We start from the raw sequence: 23,153 nt of genomic DNA, 5'->3' as shown, positions 1-23,153 counted from the left end.
TAATCTATAGTTTTTTGATAGGAATATATGTATTAGTTTAGTTTAAACTAACATAAAACTGGAGAAAAGTCAATATAAATATTTTTATTGACTTTTTTTCTTTTATGTGATATCTTAATAAAAAGAAATGTACAAATTCCTATCAAAATACTATGAATTATAGGCGGGGGGTTATTATGGAAAATGAGGAATTGATAGCAACCCTAAAAGATGGTGGGTTTATAAAACAAAAGCAAAAAGATTATTATTCCGTAAGAATAAGGGTGGTTGCAGGGAATATTACCGCTGAACAAATGAGAAAAGTCTCTCAGTTGGCTGAGAAATACGGCAGAGGGTATGTCACTTTTACCGTGAGATTAGGAATCGAAATTCCCTGGGTTCATTATACAAAATTGCAGGAGATAAAGCAGGAGATTGAGAATATAGGTCTGGCTTTAGCGGGCTGTGGACCCAGAGTAAGGCCTATTGTTGCCTGCAAGGGTACTGTATGCCCATATGGGTTGATTGATACCCAGGGATTAGCTCAAAAATTAGATGATGAATTTTTCCCAATGCCAGGATTTCCTCATAAGTTCAAGATGGGTATATCAGGTTGTCCCAATAACTGTTCAAAGCCCCAATTTAACGATTTAGGATTTCAGGGACAGGTGGAACCTGAGCTGGATGAGAAATTGTGCATGGGTTGTGGGTTATGCGCTGATGTTTGCGACAGTAAAGCTATTATCATGAATGAAAATAAAATTGCCGTGCGAGATGTAAATAAATGCATATATTGCGGAAGTTGCATAAGGGTATGTCCTACAGATGCATGGAAAGCTAAGAAGACGGGCGTAGCGGTTTTTGCAGGGGGTAAGTTTGGTAAAAAGCCCAGATTTGGATATCATGTGGCAGATATGGTGCCAATAGAAAACATTCCCGATGTTATAAAAAAGACCATGGAGTTCTATAAAAGTGAAGGGATTAAGAAAGAAAGACTTATTGATACCATTGATAGAGTAGGTCTTGAAGTATATAAAGAAAGGGTGTTTGGTAATGGAAGTGAGGATTGACGAAAAGCTAAATTTAGAAGGTGTGGTATGTCCTATTAATTTTGTCAAAGTAAAATTAAAGCTGGAACAGATGAAGAGTGGCGATGTTCTTGAAGTCATTTTGGATGATGGAGAACCTATAAAAAATGTACCCAGGAGCGTAAAAGATGAAGGGCATAAGATATTAAATGTAGAGAGAATCGGTGATAAATTTAAGCTCCTGATACAGAAAGCTTGAGGTGGTAATATGTTGACGGAAGAGCAGATTTTAAGGTATTCCAGGAACATAATATTGAAGGATATAGGTGGCACAGGTCAGGAGAAACTGCTAAATTCAAAGGTTCTTATTGTAGGAGCAGGCGGTCTGGGATCGCCTTCGGCATATTATTTGGCGGCAGCAGGTGTAGGAACTATAGGGTTAGTAGACTATGATATGGTGGATTTATCCAACCTCCAGAGACAAATACTCCACAGAACGCAAGATGTAGGAATACCTAAGGTAAAATCAGCAAGGGAAAAGCTTGAGGCATTAAATCCTGACGTAAATATAATTACGTATGAGGAAAGGTTATCGGTTGATAATGTACTGGATCTAATAAAAGATTACGATCTTGTAATTGACGGAGTTGACAATTTTCCTGCAAGGTACCTTTTAAATGATGCCTGCGTTTTTTCCAGAAAACCTCTTATAGAAGCTGGAATATTAAGGTTTGAAGGTATGATTATGACAATTATACCGGGGGAAGGACCGTGTTACAGGTGTGTATTTCCAGAACCTCCGGCAGAGGGTGCTGTACCTACGTGTTCTCAGGCCGGTGTATTAGGAGCTGTAGCAGGAGTGATGGGAACACTTCAGGCCGTAGAAGCAATAAAAGTGCTACTTAATATCGGAAGGCCGTTGAAAGGAAGAATACTCACGTTTAACGCTCTTGAAGGTACATTCAGAGAAATTAAATGGTCTAGAAAAAAAGATTGTCCTGTTTGCGGTGAGAACCCAACGATTAAAGAATTGATAGAATATGAGTTGCAGTGCGACCTGAGGGGGAAGAAAAATGATCAGGATTAAGAAGAGACAACTAAGCCAGATGCTGGATCAATTGCAAAGTGAAGCACCCTATGAAGGATGTGGAATCTTGTCGGGGATTGATGATGTGGTAATGAATGTATATCCCATGACAAATGGAGCCCATAGAGAGGATTTCTTTTTGATGGTTCCCGAAGAGCAGTTTAAGGTTATAAAAGATATACGAAAAAAAGGCCAGAAAATGCTGGCAGTGTATCACTCACATCCTACTAGCCGTGCATATCCTTCTGATAAAGACATAGAGATGGCCCACTACGAGGATATATACTATATAATAGTATCATTAAAAGATGGTGTTGATGTGAGAGCATATAAAATAAAGGGCAAACAGGTGAAGGAAGAAGATATTATAGTGGAGGAGGAATGAGTAATGATTACTATAACTTATAACGGGGAAAAGCAGAACTATGAAAGGGAATTAACAGTTTCAGAGTTTTTGAAAATTAACAATATAGATGAGCAGGTTGTCAGTGTGGAATTAAACGACGTGGTATTGAGAAGAGAGGAATACAGTACTGCTGTTATAAAAGACGGTGATGAGTTAAATTTGATGTATTTTATGGGCGGTGGATCCTTTGAAGAAAAGATATATGATAATATAGTCGAATTGATAGGTAGAACGCCCATAGTAAGGTTAAATAAAGTGGTATCAGAAGATGAAGCAGAAGTGCTGGTCAAGCTAGAATCCTTTAATCCGGGAGGCAGTGTAAAGGATAGAATTGCCTTTAATATGATAAGGCGGGCTGAAGAATCAGGAAAGTTAAAGCCGGGTATGACCATCGTTGAGCCTACCAGCGGAAATACAGGTATAGGGCTTGCCATGATATGTGCCGTTAAAGGCTATCGCCTTATACTGGTAATGCCTGATACTATGAGTATTGAGAGGAGAAATTTGCTGGCATCCTACGGCGCTGAACTCATATTGACACCGGGTATTGAAGGGATGAAAGGAGCTCTTAAAAAGGTTGAAGAGCTTTTAGAAAGCCATAATGATTATATCATGCTGAACCAATTTGAAAATCCTGCGAATCCAGAAATACATGAGTTGACTACCGGACAGGAAATACTTAAAGCTACAAAAGGGGAATTGGATGCCTTTGTAGCTGGTGTGGGTACTGGTGGCACTATATCAGGTGTGGGCAGGGTTTTAAAGAGAAGCAACAGTAATATAAAGGTATATGCTGTTGAACCTGAAACCTCGGCGGTTTTATCTGGAGAAAAACCTGGACCGCACAGAATACAAGGCATAGGAGCAGGTTTTATTCCTCAAACACTGGACAGAAACGTAGTGGACGAAGTAATTAAGGTGAATGATCAGAAAGCTTTTGAGATGTCTTTGAGATTGGCAAGAGAAGAAGGTATACTATGTGGTATATCCTCAGGTGCCAACGTTCTTGCTGCCATTCAAGTAGCGCAACAATTGGGTAAAGGTAAAAGGGTTGTAACTGTTTTACCCGATACAGGAGAAAGATATCTGAGTATGCACAGGTATTTCGCAATTAATTAGAGTTGCATTTTTGCAAATCAATTCCATATAAACAGATAGGAATACTATAATTAAAGCAAAGGAGGCTTTATAGATGGAGATTAAAGCTACAAATATAACATGGCACGCTGGTGTGATTACCGCTGAAGATAGGGAAAAACTTTTAAAACAAAAAGGTGTTGTTATATGGCTTACGGGGCTTTCGGGTGCTGGCAAGTCTACCATTGCCAGAGAATTAGAGAAAAGGCTTTATGATATGGGGCACCTATCTTATGTGCTGGATGGTGACAATATAAGGCACGGCTTGAATAGAAACCTGGGATTTTCACCGGAAGATCGCAAAGAAAACATTAGAAGGATAAGCGAGGTAGCAAAGTTATTCGCAGATGCTGGTGTGATAACTATCACTGCATTTATTTCTCCTTATAGAGAAGATAGGGATAATGCCAGAAAATTGCTACCAGAAGGTAAATTTGTAGAAGTTTACGTTAAATGTCCTCTAGAAAAATGTGAAGAGAGGGATGTAAAAGGCTTATACAAAAAAGCAAGAGCAGGAGAAATCAAAGAATTTACGGGAATTTCAGCTCCTTATGAACCGCCAGTAAATCCCGAACTTGTAATAGATACCGATAAGCTGTCACTGGATGAGTCTGTTGAAATGTTGCTGAATTATTTAAATCAAAAAGGAATAATTGCAGCCAATTAATTACAGGTATTAGGGAGGGGGACTTTAATTGCTTAGTACATGGGAGCCTGAGGTAGTAAGGATAGATGCAGACATACTCATAATTGGTGGCGGTACGGCTGGATGTCAGGCAGCAATAACTGCAAAAGAGAAGAATGGAGAGTTAAAAGTTGTTGTCATTGAGAAAGCGCATGTAGAGCGCAGTGGCTGCCTTGCTTCAGGGGTTAATGCTATAAATGCCTATTTAAATCCTGGTGAAACTCCGCAGTCTTATGTGGATTACGTAAAGAAAGATACGGCAGGTCTTATAAGGGATGACCTTACCTACACCATAGGAGAGAGGTTGAATAACTGTACCAGGAGATTGGAGGAGTGGGGACTTCCCTTTTTGAAAGATGAGAATGGCAATTATGTAGCTCGCGGCAGAAGAAGCGTGAGAATAAATGGAGAGAGGATAAAACCTATTTTAGCAGAAGCATTAAGAAAATCGGGTGCTTTGGTACTTAACAGGGTGGTGGCTACCAACTACATTGTTAAAGGTAGAAAGGTTATAGGCGCTTTTGCTTTTTCTGTGAGGGAAAACAAATTTTACGTCATTAGAGCAAAAGCTGTTATTTGTGCTACGGGAGGTGCAGCGGGTCTCTATAAACCTAACAACGATGGATCGGCAAGACATAAGATGTGGTATCCACCATTTAACACTGGCACAGGGTTTGCCATGGGATTAAGGGCAGGAGCGGAAATGACCAGCTTTGAAATGAGGTTTATAGCTCTAAGGATTAAAGACGTTCTCTCGCCTACGGGTACCATCGCTCAGGGTGTGCATGCTCCTCAGATAAATGCAAGAGGGGAGGCCTACTTAAGGAATTACGTGGACCGCTCCACTTACATGAGGCTGTATGCCACTCTAAAGGAGAATCGGGAAGGACGTGGCCCATGCTATCTGGATATAACCGGTTTAAGTGAGGACTATAACAGGATATTAAAAGAAGCATATCTCAATATGTCACCGGGTATCGTTTTAAAATGGGCTGACGAGGGAGTAGAGCCAACGGAAAAACCTGTAGAGATATGTGGATCGGAGCCTTATATTGTTGGTGGTCATGGATTGGCCGGTTACTGGATAGATAGTAGGCGAAGGACCACGCTGGAAGGGTTGTATGCGGCCGGTGATGTAGCAGGAGGCTCGCCTAAAAAATATGTCACAGGCAGCATGGCTGAAGGGGAAATAGCAGCAGAGGACGCGGTGGAATACATAAAGAATATTACCTTTGAATCGATAGATGAAAGCCTTATAAAAGAAGAAATTCAAAGGGTTTATACACCGCTTATAAGAAGTGATGGGTATAAAAAATTGGGGTTTAGCCCTGATGAATTTGAGGAGAGACTGCAAAAGATAATGGATGAATATGCTGGCGGTATATCTTCTTATTATGAGGTATACGAGGAGAAGTTGAATATCGCCAAAGATCTGTTAAAAGAATTGCAAAAGGATGTTAATAAGGGATATGCAGAGGATCTGCACGACCTGATGAAATATCATGAGGTTATAGATAGAATACTGGTGGCCAGAGCGGTGGTGGAGCACCTTTTATACAGGAAAGAAACCCGCTGGAGATGCTATCAGGAAAGGATTGACTACCCTTATAGAGACGATGAAAAATGGCTGAAATTTGTAAATTCTATCTATGATTCCTGTAAAGATGAGATAAAAATTTTAGAGCGTCCGTATACTAATGGAGAAAATTACTTAGTAACATGGCTTGGGAGTGGTATGAGTGGCTGTAAGGATTGATAGAGAGCTTTGTAACGGCTGTGGGAAACTGGATGAACCGCTATGCGTCAGAATCTGTCCTGGCGATCTGTTGTATAAAAATACTGACGGTAAAGCAGCAATTCGAGATACAAGAGATTGCTGGGATTGCGCAGCATGTATAAAAGAATGCCCTAAACAGGCTATCGAGATGTATTTGCCTGCTCAGATAGGAGGCCGGGGTTCTACACTAAAGGCCCGAAAGAGTAGAGATAAAATCATATGGATGCTAAAGAGAGCAGATGGTGTGGAAGAGATTATTGAGATAGAAGCTCATAGAATTGTATAAAAGTTATGGGGTGGGATATTAATGCCTAAGAGCAATGCGAAAAACTATAAATACGTAAAGATTTCTGAATTACCCCAATGGTTAGAAGCTTATAAAAAAGGCTTTGAATGTGTTAAAAAATTTTCAGCTTTTTCTATATATGAAAATTACGGCTTGTACGCTTATTTACTTGACATAGCTGATTACAGATTTGGAAATAAAAAGGTTGATGAACTAGCGGAAATATTATCGAAGTATACAGATAAGAGAATGTTTAAGTATGCCAATGACGAGTATATCATGAGCTTGATCCAGAGTTTATTACTTGAAGTTGAGAGGATAGCATTGATGTAAAATAGCTTAAAATTGATTTTGAGAGGAGAGTGTAATATGTCTATAAAACCCCACGGAGGTAGATTGGTTAACAGGTTCGTTGATGGTAACAAGAGGGAAAATCTGCTTGAAGAGGCAATGAGGTTAAGAAAACTTATACTTAATGATTTTCAGATATCTGATCTGGAACTTATCGCCAATGGAGGATATAGTCCTTTGACAGGTTTTATGAAAAAGGCTGATTATGAGAACGTCGTGGAGAATATGAGACTGGCTGATGGCACGGTGTGGAGTATACCGATAGTGCTGGGAGTTACAGAAGAAGAAGCCCGGACTATTGAAATTGATAAAGGTCTTACTTTGGCGGATAAAAGCGGACGGATTTTAGGTGTATTGTATGTGGAAGAAAAATATAAATACGATAAATATAATGAGGCCGAAAAAGTATTTAAAACCACAGATCCAGCTCATCCAGGTGTTAAACAAGTGTTTGAAAGAGGAGATGTGTTGATAGGTGGAGATATATTTTTGTTAAATCCCGTTGAACACAATAATTTTAAAGAACTGTATATAGACCCAGTTGAAACGCGAAGGATTTTTGAAGAAAAAGGTTGGAAGAAAATAGTTGCGTTTCAGACCAGAAATCCCATACACCGAGCCCATGAGTATATACAGAAAGTGGCACTGGAGATCTGCGATGGTTTGTTTTTAAATCCATTGGTTGGTCAAACCAAGAATGATGACATACCTGCTGATATAAGGGTTAAATGCTATAAAGTGCTTTTAGAGAAATATTATCCGAAAGACAGAACATTTATGTCTGCATTTCCGGCTTTCATGCGGTATGCAGGGCCGAGAGAAGCTGTATTTCATGCACTAATAAGGAAAAATTACGGAGCGACTCACTTCATAGTAGGACGTGACCACGCAGGAGTCGGAAATTATTACGGAACTTATGACGCTCAGCGCATTTTTGATGAGTTTGAGCCTGAAGAGATAGGTATAACCATACTTCCCTTTGAGCATAGCTTTTATTGTAAAGCATGCAATGGCATGGCTTCATTTAAGACATGTCCCCATGGAGATGATCAGCATATTGTATTGAGCGGCACAAAAGTCAGAGAAATGCTGGCCAATGGGATCATGCCTCCTGAGGAATTTACAAGGAAAGAGGTCGCGGAAATTTTGATGGATTATTATAGGTCTAAAAAAGATAAATAAAAAAGTATAAGATTAAAATTCGGGAAATTCTCTTTACGAGGATTTCCCGAATTATTTTTATGATAAATTGTTGATAATAAATTCAATAATTCAATACCCGATTAAAAATTTGAAAATTGCCTATATCTTTCGTAATTATTTTTTAATCCTATGTATCCTAATGATGTAATAAAAGAGGCTATTATAATTATTACAATATATATGTTATCTTCAATCATTGTATTAACAAGCGTAAAAGAAATTACCATCGAAGATACCGGTGAAACAATCCATATTATTAAGATCCTTTTAACTATATCGCTCTTCCATAGGTTTATACCACGATCGGATGTCCCGATTCCGAATATGGCCATAGTTGTAGCCTGAGTTAAAGGAACAGGTAATCCGAATATGGAAGCAATGATTACCAACGTGCCACTTGTAAATGAAACAACACATCCCTGCAGGAGTGATAACCTGGTAATCTTTTTTGAATTGGTCTCTAATACTTTACCACCCAATGCAACAGCTCCTGAGGCGACGAATATGCCGCCAAGAATAATTGCTTTATTTGTATTTATTAATCCCGTAGCCACTAAGGGGCCAACAGCGTTTGCAACGTTATTCATTCCAGCAGAAAATGCTTCATAGCAACCGGCTACAATCAATAGGAGAGCCAGCGCTTTTTGAACGATGTTCTGTTTTTGAAAAGAATATAGCTTGCTTTCTAAAAATGGAATCATTTTTCCCAATGCATAAGCTATACCGAAAGCTGCGAAAGGTAATATCAGCCAGATGCTCATAATAAATAAAATTTTTTGTATGTATAAAGACTGATATGCAACTCCCACACCTATTACCGAACCGACGGTCACTTCGCTCGTGGATAAAGGGATTCCCAGAATATTTGCAATGAACAGTGTAATGCAAGCTGATGCCAGTATAATTATTGTTATTTTAATATCAAATAAATTTGAAGGAATAATGCCTTCTCCAATGGTTTTAACGACCTCTTCTCCCCCGGTAAAAGCGCCCAGAATAATAGATAGACCTACTAAGACTAGTGCAATCCACTTTGTTTTTATAGCTCCTCCTCCATAAGCTGCTCCCATAGATGCGGCTGTACCACTTGCGCCTATGTTTATTGCAAAAAACAGGGAAATAAGCAGTGCAATAGCTAATAACATAAATTTTTGCCTCCTCGTTTTATATAGCAACCTAAAGTTCCTATATCCATGTAATCAAATCGGAATTTAGGATTTAACTAAGTTAATTATAAATGGTAATATAAACTCTGTCAACGATTTTTCGAACAAAGATAATAAAAAATGTTGACAAAATCTATATGTTTAGTGTAAAATAAGATTGATAATGATTATCATAATCATATTTGTAAGGAGGGTTTTTATGTTAGCAGGGATATTAATTACAATCCGCGAAGGACTGGAGGCATTTTTAGTCATAGGCATACTATTAGGATATCTTACGAAAATCAACCAAAAAAAGTACTTTAAACATGTATGGCTGGGTGCTATTGGTGCTATAGTCTTTAGTGTTATTATTTCATTTATATTCCGGGCTTTAAAATTTAGTTTTGAAGGCGAAGGCGCTGAATTGTTTGAAATAGTTGTTGCAGCAGTAGCCATTATCCTCCTTTCATATATGGTTGTATGGATGCAAAAGCAGAGCAAGAATATAAAAGGTGAGCTTCAAGCAAAGATTGATGAGGTTTTGTCAAATAATCAGGTATGGGGCATAGCGGTGTTGGCATTTGTAACAGTGATAAGAGAAGGAATAGAAACGGCGCTATTCTTAACCGCCTTGAAAGGTGAAGGTTTATTATTAGGCTCATTTATGGGGTTATTAATAGCTGCAATAATATCTGCATTATTATACAAAACAACAGTAAAATTGAATTTAAGGAAATTTTTTATGATAACCGGATGGCTTTTAATATTCATTGCAGCAGGTTTGACATCTCATACAATTCACGCATTAGGAGAATTGGGCATAGTACCTCCGATAATTGAAAAGGTATGGAGCCTGGAATGGTTAATTCCAGACGAAAGTTTATTAGGTAAGTTACTGCACGCGTTTATTGGATACGAAAGCACTCCGTCTTTAATGCAGGTTATCGCCTATAGTGCTTATGTATTGATTGTAGGTAAAATGTTTACAAATAATTCGAAGGAAACCACCTAATGCGTACGATCATCACAATCTCTTGTAATAAACAATAGGAGATATTAAAATAAAATTGGATAGACAGGGTAATATCTATAATAGCATTAAATTGTGGTGATGATAAGATGGAAGATAAAAGAAACATCCTGGTAGTTGATGATGAAGAACAGATCATCAATGTACTGAAAGCTTATCTGGAGAAAGAAGGATATAATGTTTATACCGCATATAGCGGTAAAGAGGCACTGGATATATTTTATAAAAATACTATAGATTTTATAATTTTGGATCTGATGCTGCCTGATGTTTCCGGTGAAGAAGTTTGTAAAAAGATAAGGTTGAAGTCCCAGGTACCTATACTCATGCTCACAGCAAAAGCGGAAGAGGAGAACAGGATAAACGGCCTTGATATCGGTGCGGATGATTATATGGTAAAACCATTTAGCCCTAAAGAGGTTATGGCCCATGTGAGGGCCATATTGAGAAGGGTTGACCATAACTCTATAAAAGCTGATATAATAGAGTTTAACAATGGCGACTTAACTATAGATTTTGATAAAATGGAAGTCAAAAAACAGGGTCACAACCTGAAATTGACGCCGATGGAATTCAAGCTGTTGTCTATATTAGCTAGGAACATAGGAAAAGTGTTTACCAGGGATGAACTGGTGGTAAAAATGCAGGGTTATGATTATGATGGGTTTGAAAGGACCATAGACACTCATATCAAAAATTTGAGGCGCAAAATTGAGGATGATAAAAACAAATACATCGTTACGGTATATGGTATAGGCTATAAATTTATGGAGGCTAAAGATGTATAAACTCAGAACGAGGTTAATATTGTTGATAACAGGCAGTACCATTTTTTCAATAGTGCTGGTGAGTTTAATCACCAACATCACTTTATTTAACAAATTCAATATTTATATGATGGATGAACAGGAAAGCAGGATTAAAGAATTAATTCAGCTAATTGAAAACTCTTATTCAATAAATAATCGGTGGACACAAGAGGCCTATAATAACATAAGATTGTCTCCGCTGATGATGGAATTTGACGTGACTATAAAGGATGTAAATGGCAAAATCGTATTCAGACACTATATGGTTCAAGAAATGGCTGAAATGCATAAGAATATGATGAAGGAAATGGGTAGAAGCATGGGAGGCATGAACCCCAATAATATGATGGACCATGAAAACGGCAAGTATGTTACGAGATCATATACACTTACATCTAATGGAAAAATAATCGGTACTGCTCAAATTGGCTATATAGGTCCTTTCTTGGTAACTGAAAGAGCAATAGAGTTTACCAGAGGGATTAATTCTTCGATAGCCTATGCTGCTATTATTTCAATACTGGTAGCTATAATACTGGGAATACAGTCGTCTAAGGTGATATCGGAGCCTATTTTAAAAATAGCAGATGCGGCAAATAGTATCAGAAAAGGTGAATTAAACACAAAAATAAATATAAACAATAAGGTACAGGAACTGCAGGTGCTATCAAATTCCATAAATCACCTGGCAAGATCTCTAAGTGAGCAGGAAGCCCTTAGAAAGAGGCTGACGTCTGATATATCCCATGAGCTCAGGACTCCTCTTACAATATTGCAGAGCCACATTGAGGCTATCAGTGATGGTGTATGGGAGCCAACCCCCGAAAGGTTGGATGTGTGCAAAAACGAAGTAATGAGGTTGATTAAGCTTGTAGAGCAGCTGAGGCATTTAACAGATATAGAAAATGACGATATTAAACTAAATATAGAAAAGTTTAGCATGACGGAGCTTTTAAACGAAATTGTAGATAGCTTTGAGTATCAGATTATGAGCAAGGGGATAAAACTAAAGCGCCAAATAAAGGATAATGTATTTATTGAAGGCGACAGAGACAAGGTCAGCCAAGTAATAATCAATATCATTTCCAATGCCGTCAAATACACCGATTCCGGAGGGTTTATAAGAGTAGAATTGGAGGAAGATATGGGGCATGTCTATGTAAGCATACAGGACAGCGGTATAGGTATTCCAAAAGAGGACTTACCTTATATATTTGAAAGGTTTTACAGAAGCGATAAGTCTAGAAGCAGAAAAACAGGAGGTGCAGGGATAGGCCTGACAATAGCTAAGACTTTGGTCAAAGCCCATAAGGGCGATATTGCGGTGGAAAGTGAAGAAGGAAAAGGGACGAAGTTTGTGGTAAAACTCCCCAAAATTTATTATTGACAAAAATAATAATAGGTGGTAATATAAAAGTGTACCCAACGAGGGTATAGTATATTAATAGAGGTGATATACATGGTTAAAGATCCAGTTTGCGGAATGACAGTAGATGAAGGTAAAGCACCGGCAAAATCAGAATACAATGGAAAAACATATTATTTCTGTTCCAACCACTGTAAGACAGAGTTTGACAAAGATCCTGCAAAGTATGTAAAGGAAGATACTGGCCATATGAGCCATGGCAGCCACTGTTGCTAATTTAGAAAAGGGAAGCTACTTTTAAGTTTCCCTTTTCTACAACTTTTATTTTAAAGTCGAGTAAACCGATATAATTACTATAAATAAAAGATTAATGTTACTGGCGCATAGAAACGGAATCCGATTACAAAATAAAAGATAAGGAGGTTTCAATATGGAAGTTGTGGATAAGGAGGCAGCAAAAGTAAGTTTAAAGCTTAAAGGTATGACGTGCGCATCCTGCGCCTCAAGGATAGAAAAGGCGCTAAAAAAGATGCCCGGTGTAAGTGATGCTAATGTAAATTTCGCTGCGGAAAAAGCCACCATAACGTATAATCCGCAAGATGTAGGTGTAGATGACTTTGTAAAAAAGATCAGAGATGTTGGATATGATGTTATAGAAGACAGAACAACTTTAAAGTTAAAAGGCATGACATGTGCTTCTTGTGCCATGAGAATTCAAAAAGCATTAAGTAAAACACCAGGTGTGAGAAATGCCAATGTAAACTTTGCCACAGAAACAGCGGTTATAGATTACAATGCAGAGCAAGTAAGTGTAAATGACCTTATAAAAGTCGTAAGGAAAGTGGGTTATGATGCCATTGAAAAGACCGAAGGTGTTGATATAGATAAACAAGAGAAAGACAGAGAAATAAGACATCTTAGAGTTCTCTTTATAATATCGGCGATACTATCAATACCGCTGGTTTTAAATATGATTTTAGAATCCGGATTTGGCATAATGACTTTCCTGGGCAATCCATATTTAGAATTGGTTATAGCTACCCCAATCCAGTTTATCATAGGTTATAGATTTTATAGAGGCGCTTATCACGCTCTATTAGGTGGATCTGCAAATATGGACGTGTTAATCGCCATGGGTACGACAATAGCTTATTTTTACAGCGTATATAATGTATTTGCCGGTGTTCGTGGACAGCTCTATTTTGAAGCAGCTGCTGTCATAATAACACTGATCCTTCTGGGCAAATACCTGGAGGCAGTAGCAAAAGGCAGAACCTCTGAGGCTATTAAAAAACTCATGGGACTTCAAGCCAAGACTGCCAGGGTAATAAAAGACGGGAAAGAGGTTGACATACCTGTTGAAGAAGTTCAGGTAGGAGATATAGTGGTTGTAAGGCCAGGTGAAAAAATACCGGTAGATGGCAAAATCATAGAAGGTTATTCAGCTGTTGACGAGTCGATGCTCACAGGTGAATCCATACCTGTTGAAAAAAGAGTTGGTGATGAGGTTATCGGTGCGACGATAAACAAGACAGGATCCTTCAAGTTTGAGGCTACAAAAGTAGGAAAAGATACAGCGCTGGCACAGATAATAAAGTTGGTAGAAGACGCTCAAGGTTCTAAGGCGCCGATTCAGCGTCTGGCAGACCAGATCTCGGGTATATTTGTGCCTGTGGTGATAGGAATAGCGGCAATAACATTTTTGGTATGGTATCTTGGGTTTGGCAATCTATCCATGGGTATAATAAGCGCTATAGCCGTTCTTGTCATTGCATGCCCATGCGCACTGGGGCTTGCTACACCCACATCAATAATGGTGGGTACAGGTAAAGGCGCGGAAAACGGCATACTCATAAAAGGTGGAGAACACCTGGAGAGAGCTCATAGGATAAACGCCATCGTCCTGGATAAGACAGGTACAATCACAAAAGGCAAGCCGGAGGTTACTGACGTAATTAAAGTAAATGATTATAATGAGAGCGATATATTGAGGTTTGCAGCTATAGCTGAAAAGAACTCAGAACATCCCCTAGGGGAAGCAATAGTAAATAAGGCAAAAAGCGACAATATAAGCCTGGATGACCCCCAGGACTTTAAGGCGATACCTGGGCATGGAGTATATGCCAGAATTGACGGCAAGGACGTTTACATTGGGAATAGAAGGCTTATGCAAAAAGAAGGAATTGCTATAGATTCCATAGAAGAGAAATTAGATAAGCTAGAAGAAGAGGGCAAGACCGCGATGATAATGGCGGTTGACGGCAAACTGGCTGGAATTGTGGCGGTAGCAGATACGGTGAAAGAGAATTCAAAGCAGGCGATAGATCAGCTAAAGAAAATGGGGATAGAGGTCTGGATGATAACAGGCGACAATAGGCGAACAGCTAGTGCCATAGCAAAGCAGGTAGGCATAGAGCATGTTTTAGCAGAGGTATTGCCTGAGAATAAGGCGGAAGAAGTAGAGAAGCTCAAAAAACAGGGCAAGATAACCGCTATGGTAGGAGATGGGATAAATGACGCTCCGGCATTGGCTGCATCAGATGTAGGTATTGCTATAGGAACAGGTACAGATGTGGCCATTGAAGCCGCTGATATAACACTTATGAGCGGTGATCTGATGGGAATACCTACTGCTATCAGATTAAGCCGCGCTACCATGAGGAATATAAAGCAAAACCTCTTCTGGGCATTTATTTATAATATAATAGGTATACCAATATCTGCTCTTGGATTTCTGAATCCAGCCATTGCCGGTGCGGCTATGGCGTTTAGCTCGGTTTCTGTGGTTACCAATGCTTTGAGGCTTAAAAGATTCAAACCTAAGATGGCCAGATGAGTTTTAAAATGGTCCTTATAACGGACCATTTTTCTTCATATTTTCTCCACAATTAAATTGTATGATGTATATGTGAAAAAAACGAAGGAGGTAATAAAAAATGAAAAGTAAGTTATTAATAGCACTTGTGTTATCTGTTGTGTTAATAGGATTAATTGGAGGGATGGCTCTGGCGTAATGGTCACAATCGTAATTTTTTGACTTAATTCCGACTATTCAAATACGAAAACAAGATTTAAGGAAGGAGAGTTTTCTTGGTTGAGTTATTTAAGATAGGACACATATCTGTGTACTTATTTGGCCTGATGATAGCTATTGCAATCGTTGCAGGATTGTTACTAGCGTATAAAGAGGCTATCCGTAAAGGGGTAGATGCTAACGAATATTTAGATTTCCTTTTGTATTTGGTATTATTCGGGATTGTAGGTGGAAGGCTGGGCTATGTAATATTCTTTAATCCAAAATATTTTATAAGTCATCCACTGGATATAATCAAAATAAATAACGGCGGCATGTCTATACAGGGCGCTATAATATTTGCGACATTGTTTGCTATATGGTACACCAAAAAGCACAAGAAGAATTTTTGGGTTTTTGCCGATATAGTTGCGCCTTCGCTAGCATTGGGCCAGGCTATAGGCAGGATTGGGTGTGACGTGTTTGGCGTTCCTATGTCAAAAAAATGGTTTTGGGGTGTCCCATATAATGGTCAATGGGTTCATCCAGCACAGGTTTATGAATTTACGCTGGATTACATCCTGTTTTTTGTATTGTGGAGAAAGCGCAAAAATATCGATTATAATGGACAGTTAATTTTGTGGTATCTGATATTTTTTAGCGCAAACAGGGGCATTGTTGAGTTTTTCAGGACAAATCCCATAGTATTTGGACCTTTCTCCATTGCCCATGTTTTAAGCGCGGCAATAATTGTTGCTGGCTTGTGTGCTATGTATGTCCTCAAAAAACGCAGTAGGGAGGAAGTGAAGGGGAATGGAGTAGTATCCAGAGGAGAAGCTATTGAGGACGGGCTTATCGTGACATTATTATACATCATATCCTTGATGATATATTATGGCATAAGGAGGGGTTTTGTTTTATGAGCAAATTAGTAAAAAGAATAACATTTGTTATCATTGTGATAGCATTAATATCTTCTGTATTTTATTTTGAATCAAAATTTTCCAAACCAAAAAACGTAGTAGATAATCCCAAGCAAGTGACTCAAAATAATAAAACATCGGAGAAAAAAGATACATTAAAAGCAGCAAACACATCTACTACAAAGATAAGTCCTCAGGATCTTCTGATAACCAACGATGAAGGCGATATAAGCATTGGCGTAAGCTATATGAATCCCATACAAGATGATAAAGACAATCTGGTTTTTCAGGTATTTTTAGACAACCATCAGGTGGATCTATCTCAACTCGACTTAAGCGGAAAGGTATTGTTTACTAATAGCGAGGGTCTCAAGGTTGACAATGTAAAATGGTCAATAGAGGGCTCTGGGCATCACGTTGTCGCCTTTATAAAAATACCAAAAAAGATAAACGGCAAAAATTTGATCACACCCAATACCAAATATATTCAGTTAGAGTTGCGGGACATAGGCGGGGTTAAATCCAGAGTATATAAATGGGACGAAAGGTTCTTAAAATAAGGAGGAACTATAGGTGTCTTATGCATTACCTTTTATAGCAGGCGTTGCTTCGTTTTTATCCCCATGTATAATACCCATGATAAGCGTATATTTCTCGCTGATAACCGGCATGTCCATAAAAGATCTAAAGGACGTAGAATTTCACAGGACGATGAGAAAGTTTATTCTCATTAATACCTTTGTGTTCGTACTTGCCTTTACAATCGTTTTTACTTTAGTCGGTGGGTTATCAGGTACTATAGGTAAGTGGTTGAGCAGTTATATTTCGGTAATGAACGTAATCGGCGGGATACTGATTATAGCAATGGGTTTAAATTTAATCGGTTTAATCAATTTAAACTTTTCATTTTTAAGCAAATACAGTGCACATGACATTAAAACATCTTCCAGGTATCTTACTACTTTTTTGATAGGCCTATTTTTTGCTATAGTGTGTTCCCACTGCATAGGGCCGGTATTATATTCCATGTTAATATATACCGCCACGACGGGAAGTACGCTAATCGGTATGAAGACCATGTTCCTGTTTTCTATAGGCCTTGCGGTGCCATATTTGCTGGTAGGTTACTATATGCCAGAGGCGATTAATGTCATAAAGAAAGCAAAGAAATATCAAAATATTATATCAGCAATTTTGGGAACTTTTCTGATTTTCCTGGGGTTCCTGACGATCTTCGGCAAGATTCAGGATTTAACGGCATTTTTAAGCAGATTATTGCCGTTTAAACTGCCATTAGGAATGTAAGCCAAGGAAGAAGAAAAGGAGGATAAAAAAAGCGTGATTCTACTCAGCGTAAGCCTGGTATCAATTTCTCTATTTATTTATCAGGTGATATTGAACAGAATATACTCCACGTTGTTCTGGTATCATTATACATTTTTAATCACATCTTTTGCCATATTCGGCTTAGGTATAGGCGGCATAGTAGCATATAACCAACGCCAAAAAGTCAATGCCTTTGAGGTCCAATCACTGTATAAAAGTATTATAATGCTGTCTATTTCCTATATAGCTTCATTGGGTATTATATATATCTTGCCCTTTCAAAATGATTTATTGGTTTACTTGATTTTAGCGGCCCTGCCTTTTGTAATAGGTGGATATTATTTTTCATCTGTATTTAGAGAACTGGCCGGAATAAGCAATAAGTTGTATTTTGCAGACCTGATAGGGTCGGGATTAGGCAGCGTAGTTGTATTGCTGTCATTAAATAACCTTGGAATATTCAGGTCTGTAATTTTGATATGTATTATTTCATCGCTGGCGGCTTTGCTTTGCGCAAAACATTTTAAAGTGAAATCGGTGTCCAGCTGTATTCTTCTGACGATATTTTTAATTGGTCTTTTTATCCCGGCCCGATATGTTTATTCGATTGAACAAAATTTCAATGGGTTTATCACAAATAAAACAAAAACCCTTGGCAGCCTTTATGAATCTGGTAAAAAAGGTAAAATTGTATTTACTAAATGGAATGTATTTTCCAGAACAGATGTTATAAAAATAGAAGGAGATCCCAATGAGATGATATTGACGATTGACGGTGCTGCCAATGCGCCTATGTATAAATTTGACGGTAAAATAAGCAGCTTAAATAAATACAAGAAGGATATTGAATACCTGCCCTTTTCTTTTGGGCGCAATGATAAGACGTTGATAATCGGACCTGGCGGAGGAAGAGACATACTTTATGCACTGACCGGGAATAGCAAGGATATAACCGGCGTAGAAATTAACACGTCAAGTATAGATGCGGTAAAATACTTTAAGGGATTTAACGGAAATATTTACGGCAGGCCGGAGGTGCGTATTTACGGACAAGACGGTAGAAACTTTATAAGAAAATCAAAAGAAAAGTATGACGTTATATACCTATCATTGGTTATGACCAATGCATCGCAAAATATAGGATATGCTCTTTCAGAAAATTATTTGTATACCATAGAGGCAGTGCAGGATTACATGGATCATCTTGCTGAAAACGGGAAAATCGCATTTTTAGCTCATGACGAGGAGGACTTAAGTAAATTAGCAGCAACTATTATCCACGCGTTAAACAATAAAGGTATACCAATTAAAGACACTCCAAAGTATATAGCTATATTTAGGCAAAAAATGGCGCAAAACGAAGCCGGCGACGAGCATATTCACTATCCGATGCTTATTGTAAAAAATAAACCTTTTACCGTGACGGAAAGCAATCAGCTGAAATATACTGCTGCAAAAGGCCAGAATTCTCCACTGTATATACCACACGTTGCCGAAAAAGGTCCGCTTTATCATATAAGCAATGGGCACTTATCCCTGACAGGATTTGAATCGGGTTTCCCTTTCAACGCAACACCTGCAACTGATAATAAACCGTATTTTTATAACTTTAATAAAGAAACTTTACTGGTATTAATGGTGATACTATTTACTGTATTATTGGGCAGTGTTGTATTATTTGCACCAATTGTATCACGCAATAAAATTTTAAAACCTGCTTTATACTTCAGTGGCTTGGGAATCGGTTATATGCTTATTGAAACTCCACTGATACAGAAATTTATACTTTATTTAGGACATCCTGTAATTGCTTTTACTTACATACTTGCTGCGCTGCTAATAGGCAGTGGGATAGGAGGATATTTTAGCAATATAGGGCTATTTAATCCCCTTAAAAAAATATATATGCCTGCTTTAATAGTGGTGGGGATAAGTATAGCGCTGGTAAGTTCACTTAGTACAATATTTAACATTACATCTCACTTTAACTTACTTAATAAAATACTTATTTCAACAGCTTTGGTTATGATTCAGGGCTTTTTTATGGGGATGCCGTTCCCCAGAGGTATAAGGATATTAAGCGCCAGTGGCAATGACGATATAATAGCTGTAATGTGGGGTGTTAACGGAGTAATGTCCATAGCCGGCTCCGTATTATCTGTTATATTGTCAATGGAATTTGGATTTAACATCGCTATACTCGCTGGAGGGGTTGTATACGCCCTGATAAGTTTAAGCAATAAATTTATCCTCGGTAAATAAAGTTAATTGACTATTTCAAAGACATCGTCTATAATACCCATAGAGGGTAGAGGTAATTAGAAAGGAGAGTTTAATATGAACAGCGAAATATTGTATATAATAGTATTTGCAGGTGTTATGTTTTTGATTCATTTCTTAATGTATAAAGCAGGTATGGGTGGTTGCTGTGGAGGCCATAATAATCATAGCAATCATAGCAGTAATCACGATAATGAAAAAAGGCTTACCCATAAAACTCACGAAAATTATACCTTAGAAAATGGTGAAGTGAAAGAGGAGAATAAGTTCTAATTAAATAGCAATATAATTTTTGTAAATTACAATATTAAATACAACACTTTTTACAGAATTGATAAAATCATAAATTGTAACCACGTATGATATGTCTGTTTCCCCCTATAGGGGAAACAGAAACCATAATCTTACATTTTATCGCGATATAATCTCATCCGTTGTAGTCATTATGCATAACTAATAGTTTTACTAATCTCCTGTAAAAAATATTCTTCAGGTGTCATATATTTTAAGGTCTTCCTTGTAAGTTGATTGTGCTAAATTTATCACCTCTCGGCATCATTATACACAACTAATGTTAAAAATTTGTTGATTTTATGTAAAAATTTAACTTGAAGTCGGTTAACATCCACTCCCCACAGGACATTCATGATGCTAAATACATTACCATTGGAGGATGAAAATGGTCTTAAAATTGTGTATAATATTCTTGTAATATAAAAATGGGAAGTGTAGGAGGGATATTATGTATACTGTTACTATCATTTATGATACTAGATCAGGGAATACTGAAAAAATGGCAAAAGCTGTAGCGGAAGGTATTCAAAGAGAAGGTGGAGTGAAGGCGGTTATAAAGCATGTTGATGATGCCAGTGGGCAGGATTTATTAAACTCAGAAGGTATTATTATTGGTTCACCTACTCATTGTGGATTGATGTCATGGAAGTTAAAGAGATTTTTTGATGAGAATACCAAAATAGCATGGGGTAAAGTAGATGGACGTATTGCCGCGGCTTTTTCTACCTCAGGTGGTTTGGGTGGTGGAAACGAAATGACACTATTATCCATATTAAATGCTTTAATGAATTATGGCTTTATGGTTTTTGGATTACCCGAATATGCTGCACCAGGTGTTACAGCCCATTATGGAGCGGTATCAGTACAAACCCCAGGGGAACATGAGCTAGAATCTTGCAGGATTTTGGGACAAAAAATGGCGAGATATGTAAAGATGATAAATGGAGAGAAAATAAGGTGAACATAAATGAGAATAAGTGCTTGTATTATCACAAAGAATGGAGGAGCTTCTCTGATTCGATGTATTGAAAGCATTAAACAATTTGTCAATGAAATTGTAGTGGTTGATACGGGGTCAATTGATGCTACAGTACGCATGGCATCTAAATTGGGTGCAAAAGTATATAATTATCCCTACGAAGTGTTCAGCTACAAGGATGCTAAAAATTTTGCTATCGACAACGCGACAGGGGATTGGATATTGTCTATCGATTCAGATGAAGCTCTTTCTTGTAATTATGGTCAGAAATTGAGGAAATTAGCGCAAAAAGGGAACTGCAAGGGTTATGCCTTGTTGGTGCAAAATTATTATCCCAATGGACGCTGGTCTTCATTCCCTGTGACTAAATTTTTCATTCGGAATCCCGCTGTAAGGTATGAAAAAGATATTCATGAGACGGTTAATTATGCTCTTCAACGTATAGGATGTGTGCCAGAAATAAAAGGAATCTATATACACCATTACGGGTACCTTGAAGATCCTGACACCTTAAAACAAAAAGCATATCGTTACTACGATCTTCTTGAGAAGCAATTAAAGGCTACTCCCGACGATGCAGCCAGCTGGTGGTATCTGGCCCTTTCTACTGCTGCATTGGGAAAGTTGCATGAAGCCATTGATATTGTTCATAAAGCAATTCACATTGAACCGCAAAATAAAATACCTCGTTTATTTTTAGCGCGTTTTTACATGGGTTTGCAAGACTATACCAAGGCAATAGGTGTTTTAGAACAAAGCCTGTCAATTCGCGAACAGGAATTCTGGAATCCGACCATTTATAATCTTTTGGGAATGTTGCACCTTACATTGGGCAATAAAGATAATGCTATAAATTGCCTCAATGAAGTAATAAAAGTGGAATCTGATTTTGCCCATGCATGGGTAAATTTAGGAATTGCTTATGAACAATTAGAGAATTGGGAACAGGCACTGGAGTGTTATTTAAGGGCAGCTCAGCTAAATCCGGTTCTTCTCGAGCTTAAAACTACACAGGAGGCTCACTTATATAGCTTTCAAGAGGATGTATCATCTTTATATCGTGGTTTATCTGAACATATAAATTACTGTAGTAAAAAATTGGGATGTAAACGGTAAAGATTTAATAAAAATTTTTGCTTGATAAAAAAGAGGGGGAGAAGATAAGTGCCAATAATAGAGGCGAGAAACTTATCAAAAGTGTTTTACACGTCGGTCCGAAAAGAGGGGCTTAGAGGTGCGTTAGCTGGCCTTTTCCATAGGGAAAGGAAAGCGGTTTCAGCCGTCGATAACGTCAGTTTTGACATAGAAGAAGGGGAGCTGGTAGGGTACATAGGGCCAAACGGCGCAGGAAAATCCACGACGATAAAAATGCTCACAGGTATACTATATCCGTCAGGTGGCGATGTAAGTGTATGCGGGCTTTCACCCCACAGGGATCGCGTGCGTAATGCTAAGAATATCGGTGTTGTCTTCGGACAGAGAACACAGCTGTGGTGGGATTTGCCTGTCGTTGAGTCATTTACTTTATTAAAGCGGATATACGATGTACCTGATAATGTGTATAAGAAAAATATGTCTGACTTTATAGAAATTCTGGGTCTGGAAGAATTCATAAGAAAACCTGTAAGGCAACTGTCGCTGGGGCAGAGGATGAGAGCCGATATAGCGGCCTCTTTAATACACAACCCTAAAGTCCTCTTTTTAGGAAAAACCGGCGGGAATCCTCTCTAATTTATTAGAGAGATGAAAGCCGGCTATTTAATTGTAAATTGCATTGGTGTATACTATATGTGTAAAAAAATAAGCTTAAAAAGCGAAAGACGAGGGGGTGAAAAAGTGAAACTAAAGAAAATCAACCCTGATTTTAAACAAAGGGTTATACAATTTGAATTAAATCCTGATAAAAAACAGAGCATAATACTAAATTCCTTGACGTATGCCTCATCAAAATTATGGAATGTAGCAAATTATGAAATAAGAAACTGGGACAAAGGTAGCGGACAAAAATACCCTGACTGGTATGACCAAAAATCAAGGCTAAAAAAT

The 23,153-nt window shown here is 38.0% G+C and carries 25 protein-coding genes; 24 read left to right on the top strand and 1 reads right to left on the bottom strand.

Features of this window, described 5'->3' with window-relative positions:
- Positions 1-176: 176 nt before the first annotated feature.
- From BUB87_RS10110 to sat, 10 genes are all read left to right on the top strand, one after another.
- Positions 177-1,049: a 4Fe-4S binding protein gene (locus tag BUB87_RS10110; RefSeq protein ID WP_234946015.1), complete on the top strand. Its 873-nt coding sequence runs from the start codon at positions 177-179 to the stop codon at positions 1,047-1,049.
- Entirely contained in the window at positions 1,033-1,266 is a 234-nt protein-coding gene (locus BUB87_RS10105; protein ID WP_073344915.1) for a sulfurtransferase TusA family protein, read from the top strand. Before BUB87_RS10110 ends, BUB87_RS10105 begins: the two co-directional genes overlap by 17 nt.
- A gap of 9 nt (positions 1,267-1,275) precedes the next feature.
- Positions 1,276-2,094, top strand: coding sequence for a HesA/MoeB/ThiF family protein (locus tag BUB87_RS10100; protein WP_073344913.1), 819 nt, complete (start codon positions 1,276-1,278; stop codon positions 2,092-2,094).
- Positions 2,081-2,479: a M67 family metallopeptidase gene (locus tag BUB87_RS10095; protein WP_073344910.1), complete on the top strand. Its 399-nt coding sequence runs from the start codon at positions 2,081-2,083 to the stop codon at positions 2,477-2,479. Before BUB87_RS10100 ends, BUB87_RS10095 begins: the two co-directional genes overlap by 14 nt.
- A 3-nt stretch (positions 2,480-2,482) precedes the next feature.
- Positions 2,483-3,619 carry a cysteine synthase A gene (gene cysK / locus BUB87_RS10090; protein ID WP_073344908.1) on the top strand — a complete coding sequence of 379 codons (1,137 nt, stop codon included), beginning with the start codon at positions 2,483-2,485 and terminating at the stop codon, positions 3,617-3,619.
- Positions 3,620-3,692: 73 nt separating this feature from the next.
- The gene (cysC, locus tag BUB87_RS10085) at positions 3,693-4,304 is read left to right on the top strand and encodes an adenylyl-sulfate kinase (RefSeq protein ID WP_073344905.1); all 612 of its coding nucleotides are present in this window, start codon (positions 3,693-3,695) and stop codon (positions 4,302-4,304) included.
- 28 nt (positions 4,305-4,332) lie between these two features.
- Positions 4,333-6,078: an adenylyl-sulfate reductase subunit alpha gene (locus BUB87_RS10080; RefSeq protein ID WP_073344903.1), complete on the top strand. Its 1,746-nt coding sequence runs from the start codon at positions 4,333-4,335 to the stop codon at positions 6,076-6,078.
- Positions 6,062-6,385 (top strand): 4Fe-4S dicluster domain-containing protein, encoded by a 324-nt coding sequence (locus BUB87_RS10075; protein ID WP_073344900.1) that lies wholly within the window; start codon positions 6,062-6,064, stop codon positions 6,383-6,385. The genes BUB87_RS10080 and BUB87_RS10075 overlap by 17 nt, the downstream gene beginning before the upstream one ends.
- A 21-nt stretch (positions 6,386-6,406) precedes the next feature.
- A complete protein-coding gene (locus BUB87_RS10070) occupies positions 6,407-6,718 on the top strand; it encodes a hypothetical protein (RefSeq protein ID WP_073344897.1) in 312 nt (103 codons plus the stop codon).
- 36 nt (positions 6,719-6,754) lie between these two features.
- Entirely contained in the window at positions 6,755-7,918 is a 1,164-nt protein-coding gene (gene sat / locus BUB87_RS10065) for a sulfate adenylyltransferase (RefSeq protein WP_073344895.1), read from the top strand.
- Positions 7,919-8,019: 101 nt separating this feature from the next.
- On the opposite strand, the gene BUB87_RS10060 is transcribed toward sat, so the two are convergent.
- Complete coding sequence (locus BUB87_RS10060; protein WP_073344892.1) at positions 8,020-9,084, bottom strand: inorganic phosphate transporter; 1,065 nt, start codon at positions 9,082-9,084, stop codon at positions 8,020-8,022.
- 220 nt (positions 9,085-9,304) lie between these two features.
- Here BUB87_RS10060 and BUB87_RS10055 point away from each other — a divergent pair, with 220 nt between their 5' ends.
- From BUB87_RS10055 to BUB87_RS09990, 14 genes are all read left to right on the top strand, one after another.
- A complete protein-coding gene (locus BUB87_RS10055; RefSeq protein WP_073344890.1) occupies positions 9,305-10,099 on the top strand; it encodes an FTR1 family iron permease in 795 nt (264 codons plus the stop codon).
- 107 nt (positions 10,100-10,206) lie between these two features.
- The gene (locus BUB87_RS10050) at positions 10,207-10,905 is read left to right on the top strand and encodes a response regulator transcription factor (RefSeq protein WP_073344887.1); all 699 of its coding nucleotides are present in this window, start codon (positions 10,207-10,209) and stop codon (positions 10,903-10,905) included.
- Positions 10,898-12,313 (top strand): sensor histidine kinase, encoded by a 1,416-nt coding sequence (locus BUB87_RS10045; protein ID WP_073344884.1) that lies wholly within the window; start codon positions 10,898-10,900, stop codon positions 12,311-12,313. Before BUB87_RS10050 ends, BUB87_RS10045 begins: the two co-directional genes overlap by 8 nt.
- Positions 12,314-12,385: 72 nt before the next feature.
- Entirely contained in the window at positions 12,386-12,568 is a 183-nt protein-coding gene (locus BUB87_RS10040) for a YHS domain-containing protein (protein ID WP_073344882.1), read from the top strand.
- A gap of 154 nt (positions 12,569-12,722) precedes the next feature.
- Positions 12,723-15,128 carry a heavy metal translocating P-type ATPase gene (locus BUB87_RS10035; RefSeq protein ID WP_073344879.1) on the top strand — a complete coding sequence of 802 codons (2,406 nt, stop codon included), beginning with the start codon at positions 12,723-12,725 and terminating at the stop codon, positions 15,126-15,128.
- A gap of 254 nt (positions 15,129-15,382) precedes the next feature.
- The gene (lgt, locus tag BUB87_RS10030) at positions 15,383-16,228 is read left to right on the top strand and encodes a prolipoprotein diacylglyceryl transferase (protein ID WP_073344876.1); all 846 of its coding nucleotides are present in this window, start codon (positions 15,383-15,385) and stop codon (positions 16,226-16,228) included.
- Positions 16,225-16,788 (top strand): hypothetical protein, encoded by a 564-nt coding sequence (locus tag BUB87_RS10025; protein ID WP_073344875.1) that lies wholly within the window; start codon positions 16,225-16,227, stop codon positions 16,786-16,788. Before lgt ends, BUB87_RS10025 begins: the two co-directional genes overlap by 4 nt.
- Before the next feature lie 13 nt (positions 16,789-16,801).
- Positions 16,802-17,533 (top strand): cytochrome c biogenesis CcdA family protein, encoded by a 732-nt coding sequence (locus BUB87_RS10020; RefSeq protein ID WP_073344873.1) that lies wholly within the window; start codon positions 16,802-16,804, stop codon positions 17,531-17,533.
- A gap of 33 nt (positions 17,534-17,566) precedes the next feature.
- A complete protein-coding gene (locus BUB87_RS10015) occupies positions 17,567-19,816 on the top strand; it encodes a spermine/spermidine synthase domain-containing protein (protein WP_073344872.1) in 2,250 nt (749 codons plus the stop codon).
- 75 nt (positions 19,817-19,891) lie between these two features.
- On the top strand, positions 19,892-20,107 hold the full coding sequence (locus BUB87_RS10010) for a hypothetical protein (protein ID WP_073344870.1): 216 nt from the start codon (positions 19,892-19,894) through the stop codon (positions 20,105-20,107).
- A 469-nt stretch (positions 20,108-20,576) separates the two neighbouring features.
- Complete coding sequence (locus BUB87_RS10005; protein WP_073344868.1) at positions 20,577-21,089, top strand: flavodoxin family protein; 513 nt, start codon at positions 20,577-20,579, stop codon at positions 21,087-21,089.
- A gap of 6 nt (positions 21,090-21,095) precedes the next feature.
- Positions 21,096-22,223: a tetratricopeptide repeat protein gene (locus tag BUB87_RS10000; protein WP_073344865.1), complete on the top strand. Its 1,128-nt coding sequence runs from the start codon at positions 21,096-21,098 to the stop codon at positions 22,221-22,223.
- A 48-nt stretch (positions 22,224-22,271) separates the two neighbouring features.
- Positions 22,272-22,838, top strand: coding sequence for an ABC transporter ATP-binding protein (locus tag BUB87_RS09995; protein ID WP_073344863.1), 567 nt, complete (start codon positions 22,272-22,274; stop codon positions 22,836-22,838).
- Between the two features lie 105 nt (positions 22,839-22,943).
- The coding region (locus tag BUB87_RS09990; RefSeq protein WP_456059098.1) for a hypothetical protein at positions 22,944-23,153 on the top strand (210 nt) is incomplete at its 3' end.

The organism is Caldanaerobius fijiensis DSM 17918 (genome assembly GCF_900129075.1).
GTDB lineage: Bacteria > Bacillota > Thermoanaerobacteria > Thermoanaerobacterales > Caldanaerobiaceae > Caldanaerobius > Caldanaerobius fijiensis.
The sequence above is the reverse complement of the archived record's forward strand: the minus strand, read 5'-3'. Positions and strand labels throughout refer to the sequence as shown.

Excerpts from the sequence above, each read along its gene's own strand:
- BUB87_RS10000 (WP_073344865.1), top strand. The coding sequence starts at position 21,096 with ATGAGAATAAGTGCTTGTATTATCACAAAGAATGGAGGAGCTTCTCTG.
- BUB87_RS10035 (WP_073344879.1), top strand. The coding sequence starts at position 12,723 with ATGGAAGTTGTGGATAAGGAGGCAGCAAAAGTAAGTTTAAAGCTTAAA.
- BUB87_RS10005 (WP_073344868.1), top strand. The coding sequence starts at position 20,577 with ATGTATACTGTTACTATCATTTATGATACTAGATCAGGGAATACTGAA.
- sat (WP_073344895.1), top strand. The coding sequence starts at position 6,755 with ATGTCTATAAAACCCCACGGAGGTAGATTGGTTAACAGGTTCGTTGAT.
- BUB87_RS10010 (WP_073344870.1), top strand. The coding sequence starts at position 19,892 with ATGAACAGCGAAATATTGTATATAATAGTATTTGCAGGTGTTATGTTT.
- BUB87_RS10060 (WP_073344892.1), bottom strand. The coding sequence starts at position 9,084 with ATGTTATTAGCTATTGCACTGCTTATTTCCCTGTTTTTTGCAATAAAC.
- BUB87_RS10100 (WP_073344913.1), top strand. The coding sequence starts at position 1,276 with ATGTTGACGGAAGAGCAGATTTTAAGGTATTCCAGGAACATAATATTG.
- BUB87_RS10040 (WP_073344882.1), top strand. The coding sequence starts at position 12,386 with ATGGTTAAAGATCCAGTTTGCGGAATGACAGTAGATGAAGGTAAAGCA.
- BUB87_RS10105 (WP_073344915.1), top strand. The coding sequence starts at position 1,033 with ATGGAAGTGAGGATTGACGAAAAGCTAAATTTAGAAGGTGTGGTATGT.
- cysK (WP_073344908.1), top strand. The coding sequence starts at position 2,483 with ATGATTACTATAACTTATAACGGGGAAAAGCAGAACTATGAAAGGGAA.
- BUB87_RS10110 (WP_234946015.1), top strand. The coding sequence starts at position 177 with ATGGAAAATGAGGAATTGATAGCAACCCTAAAAGATGGTGGGTTTATA.
- BUB87_RS10025 (WP_073344875.1), top strand. The coding sequence starts at position 16,225 with ATGAGCAAATTAGTAAAAAGAATAACATTTGTTATCATTGTGATAGCA.
- BUB87_RS10070 (WP_073344897.1), top strand. The coding sequence starts at position 6,407 with ATGCCTAAGAGCAATGCGAAAAACTATAAATACGTAAAGATTTCTGAA.
- BUB87_RS10095 (WP_073344910.1), top strand. The coding sequence starts at position 2,081 with ATGATCAGGATTAAGAAGAGACAACTAAGCCAGATGCTGGATCAATTG.
- BUB87_RS10055 (WP_073344890.1), top strand. The coding sequence starts at position 9,305 with ATGTTAGCAGGGATATTAATTACAATCCGCGAAGGACTGGAGGCATTT.
- BUB87_RS10045 (WP_073344884.1), top strand. The coding sequence starts at position 10,898 with ATGTATAAACTCAGAACGAGGTTAATATTGTTGATAACAGGCAGTACC.
- cysC (WP_073344905.1), top strand. The coding sequence starts at position 3,693 with ATGGAGATTAAAGCTACAAATATAACATGGCACGCTGGTGTGATTACC.
- BUB87_RS10050 (WP_073344887.1), top strand. The coding sequence starts at position 10,207 with ATGGAAGATAAAAGAAACATCCTGGTAGTTGATGATGAAGAACAGATC.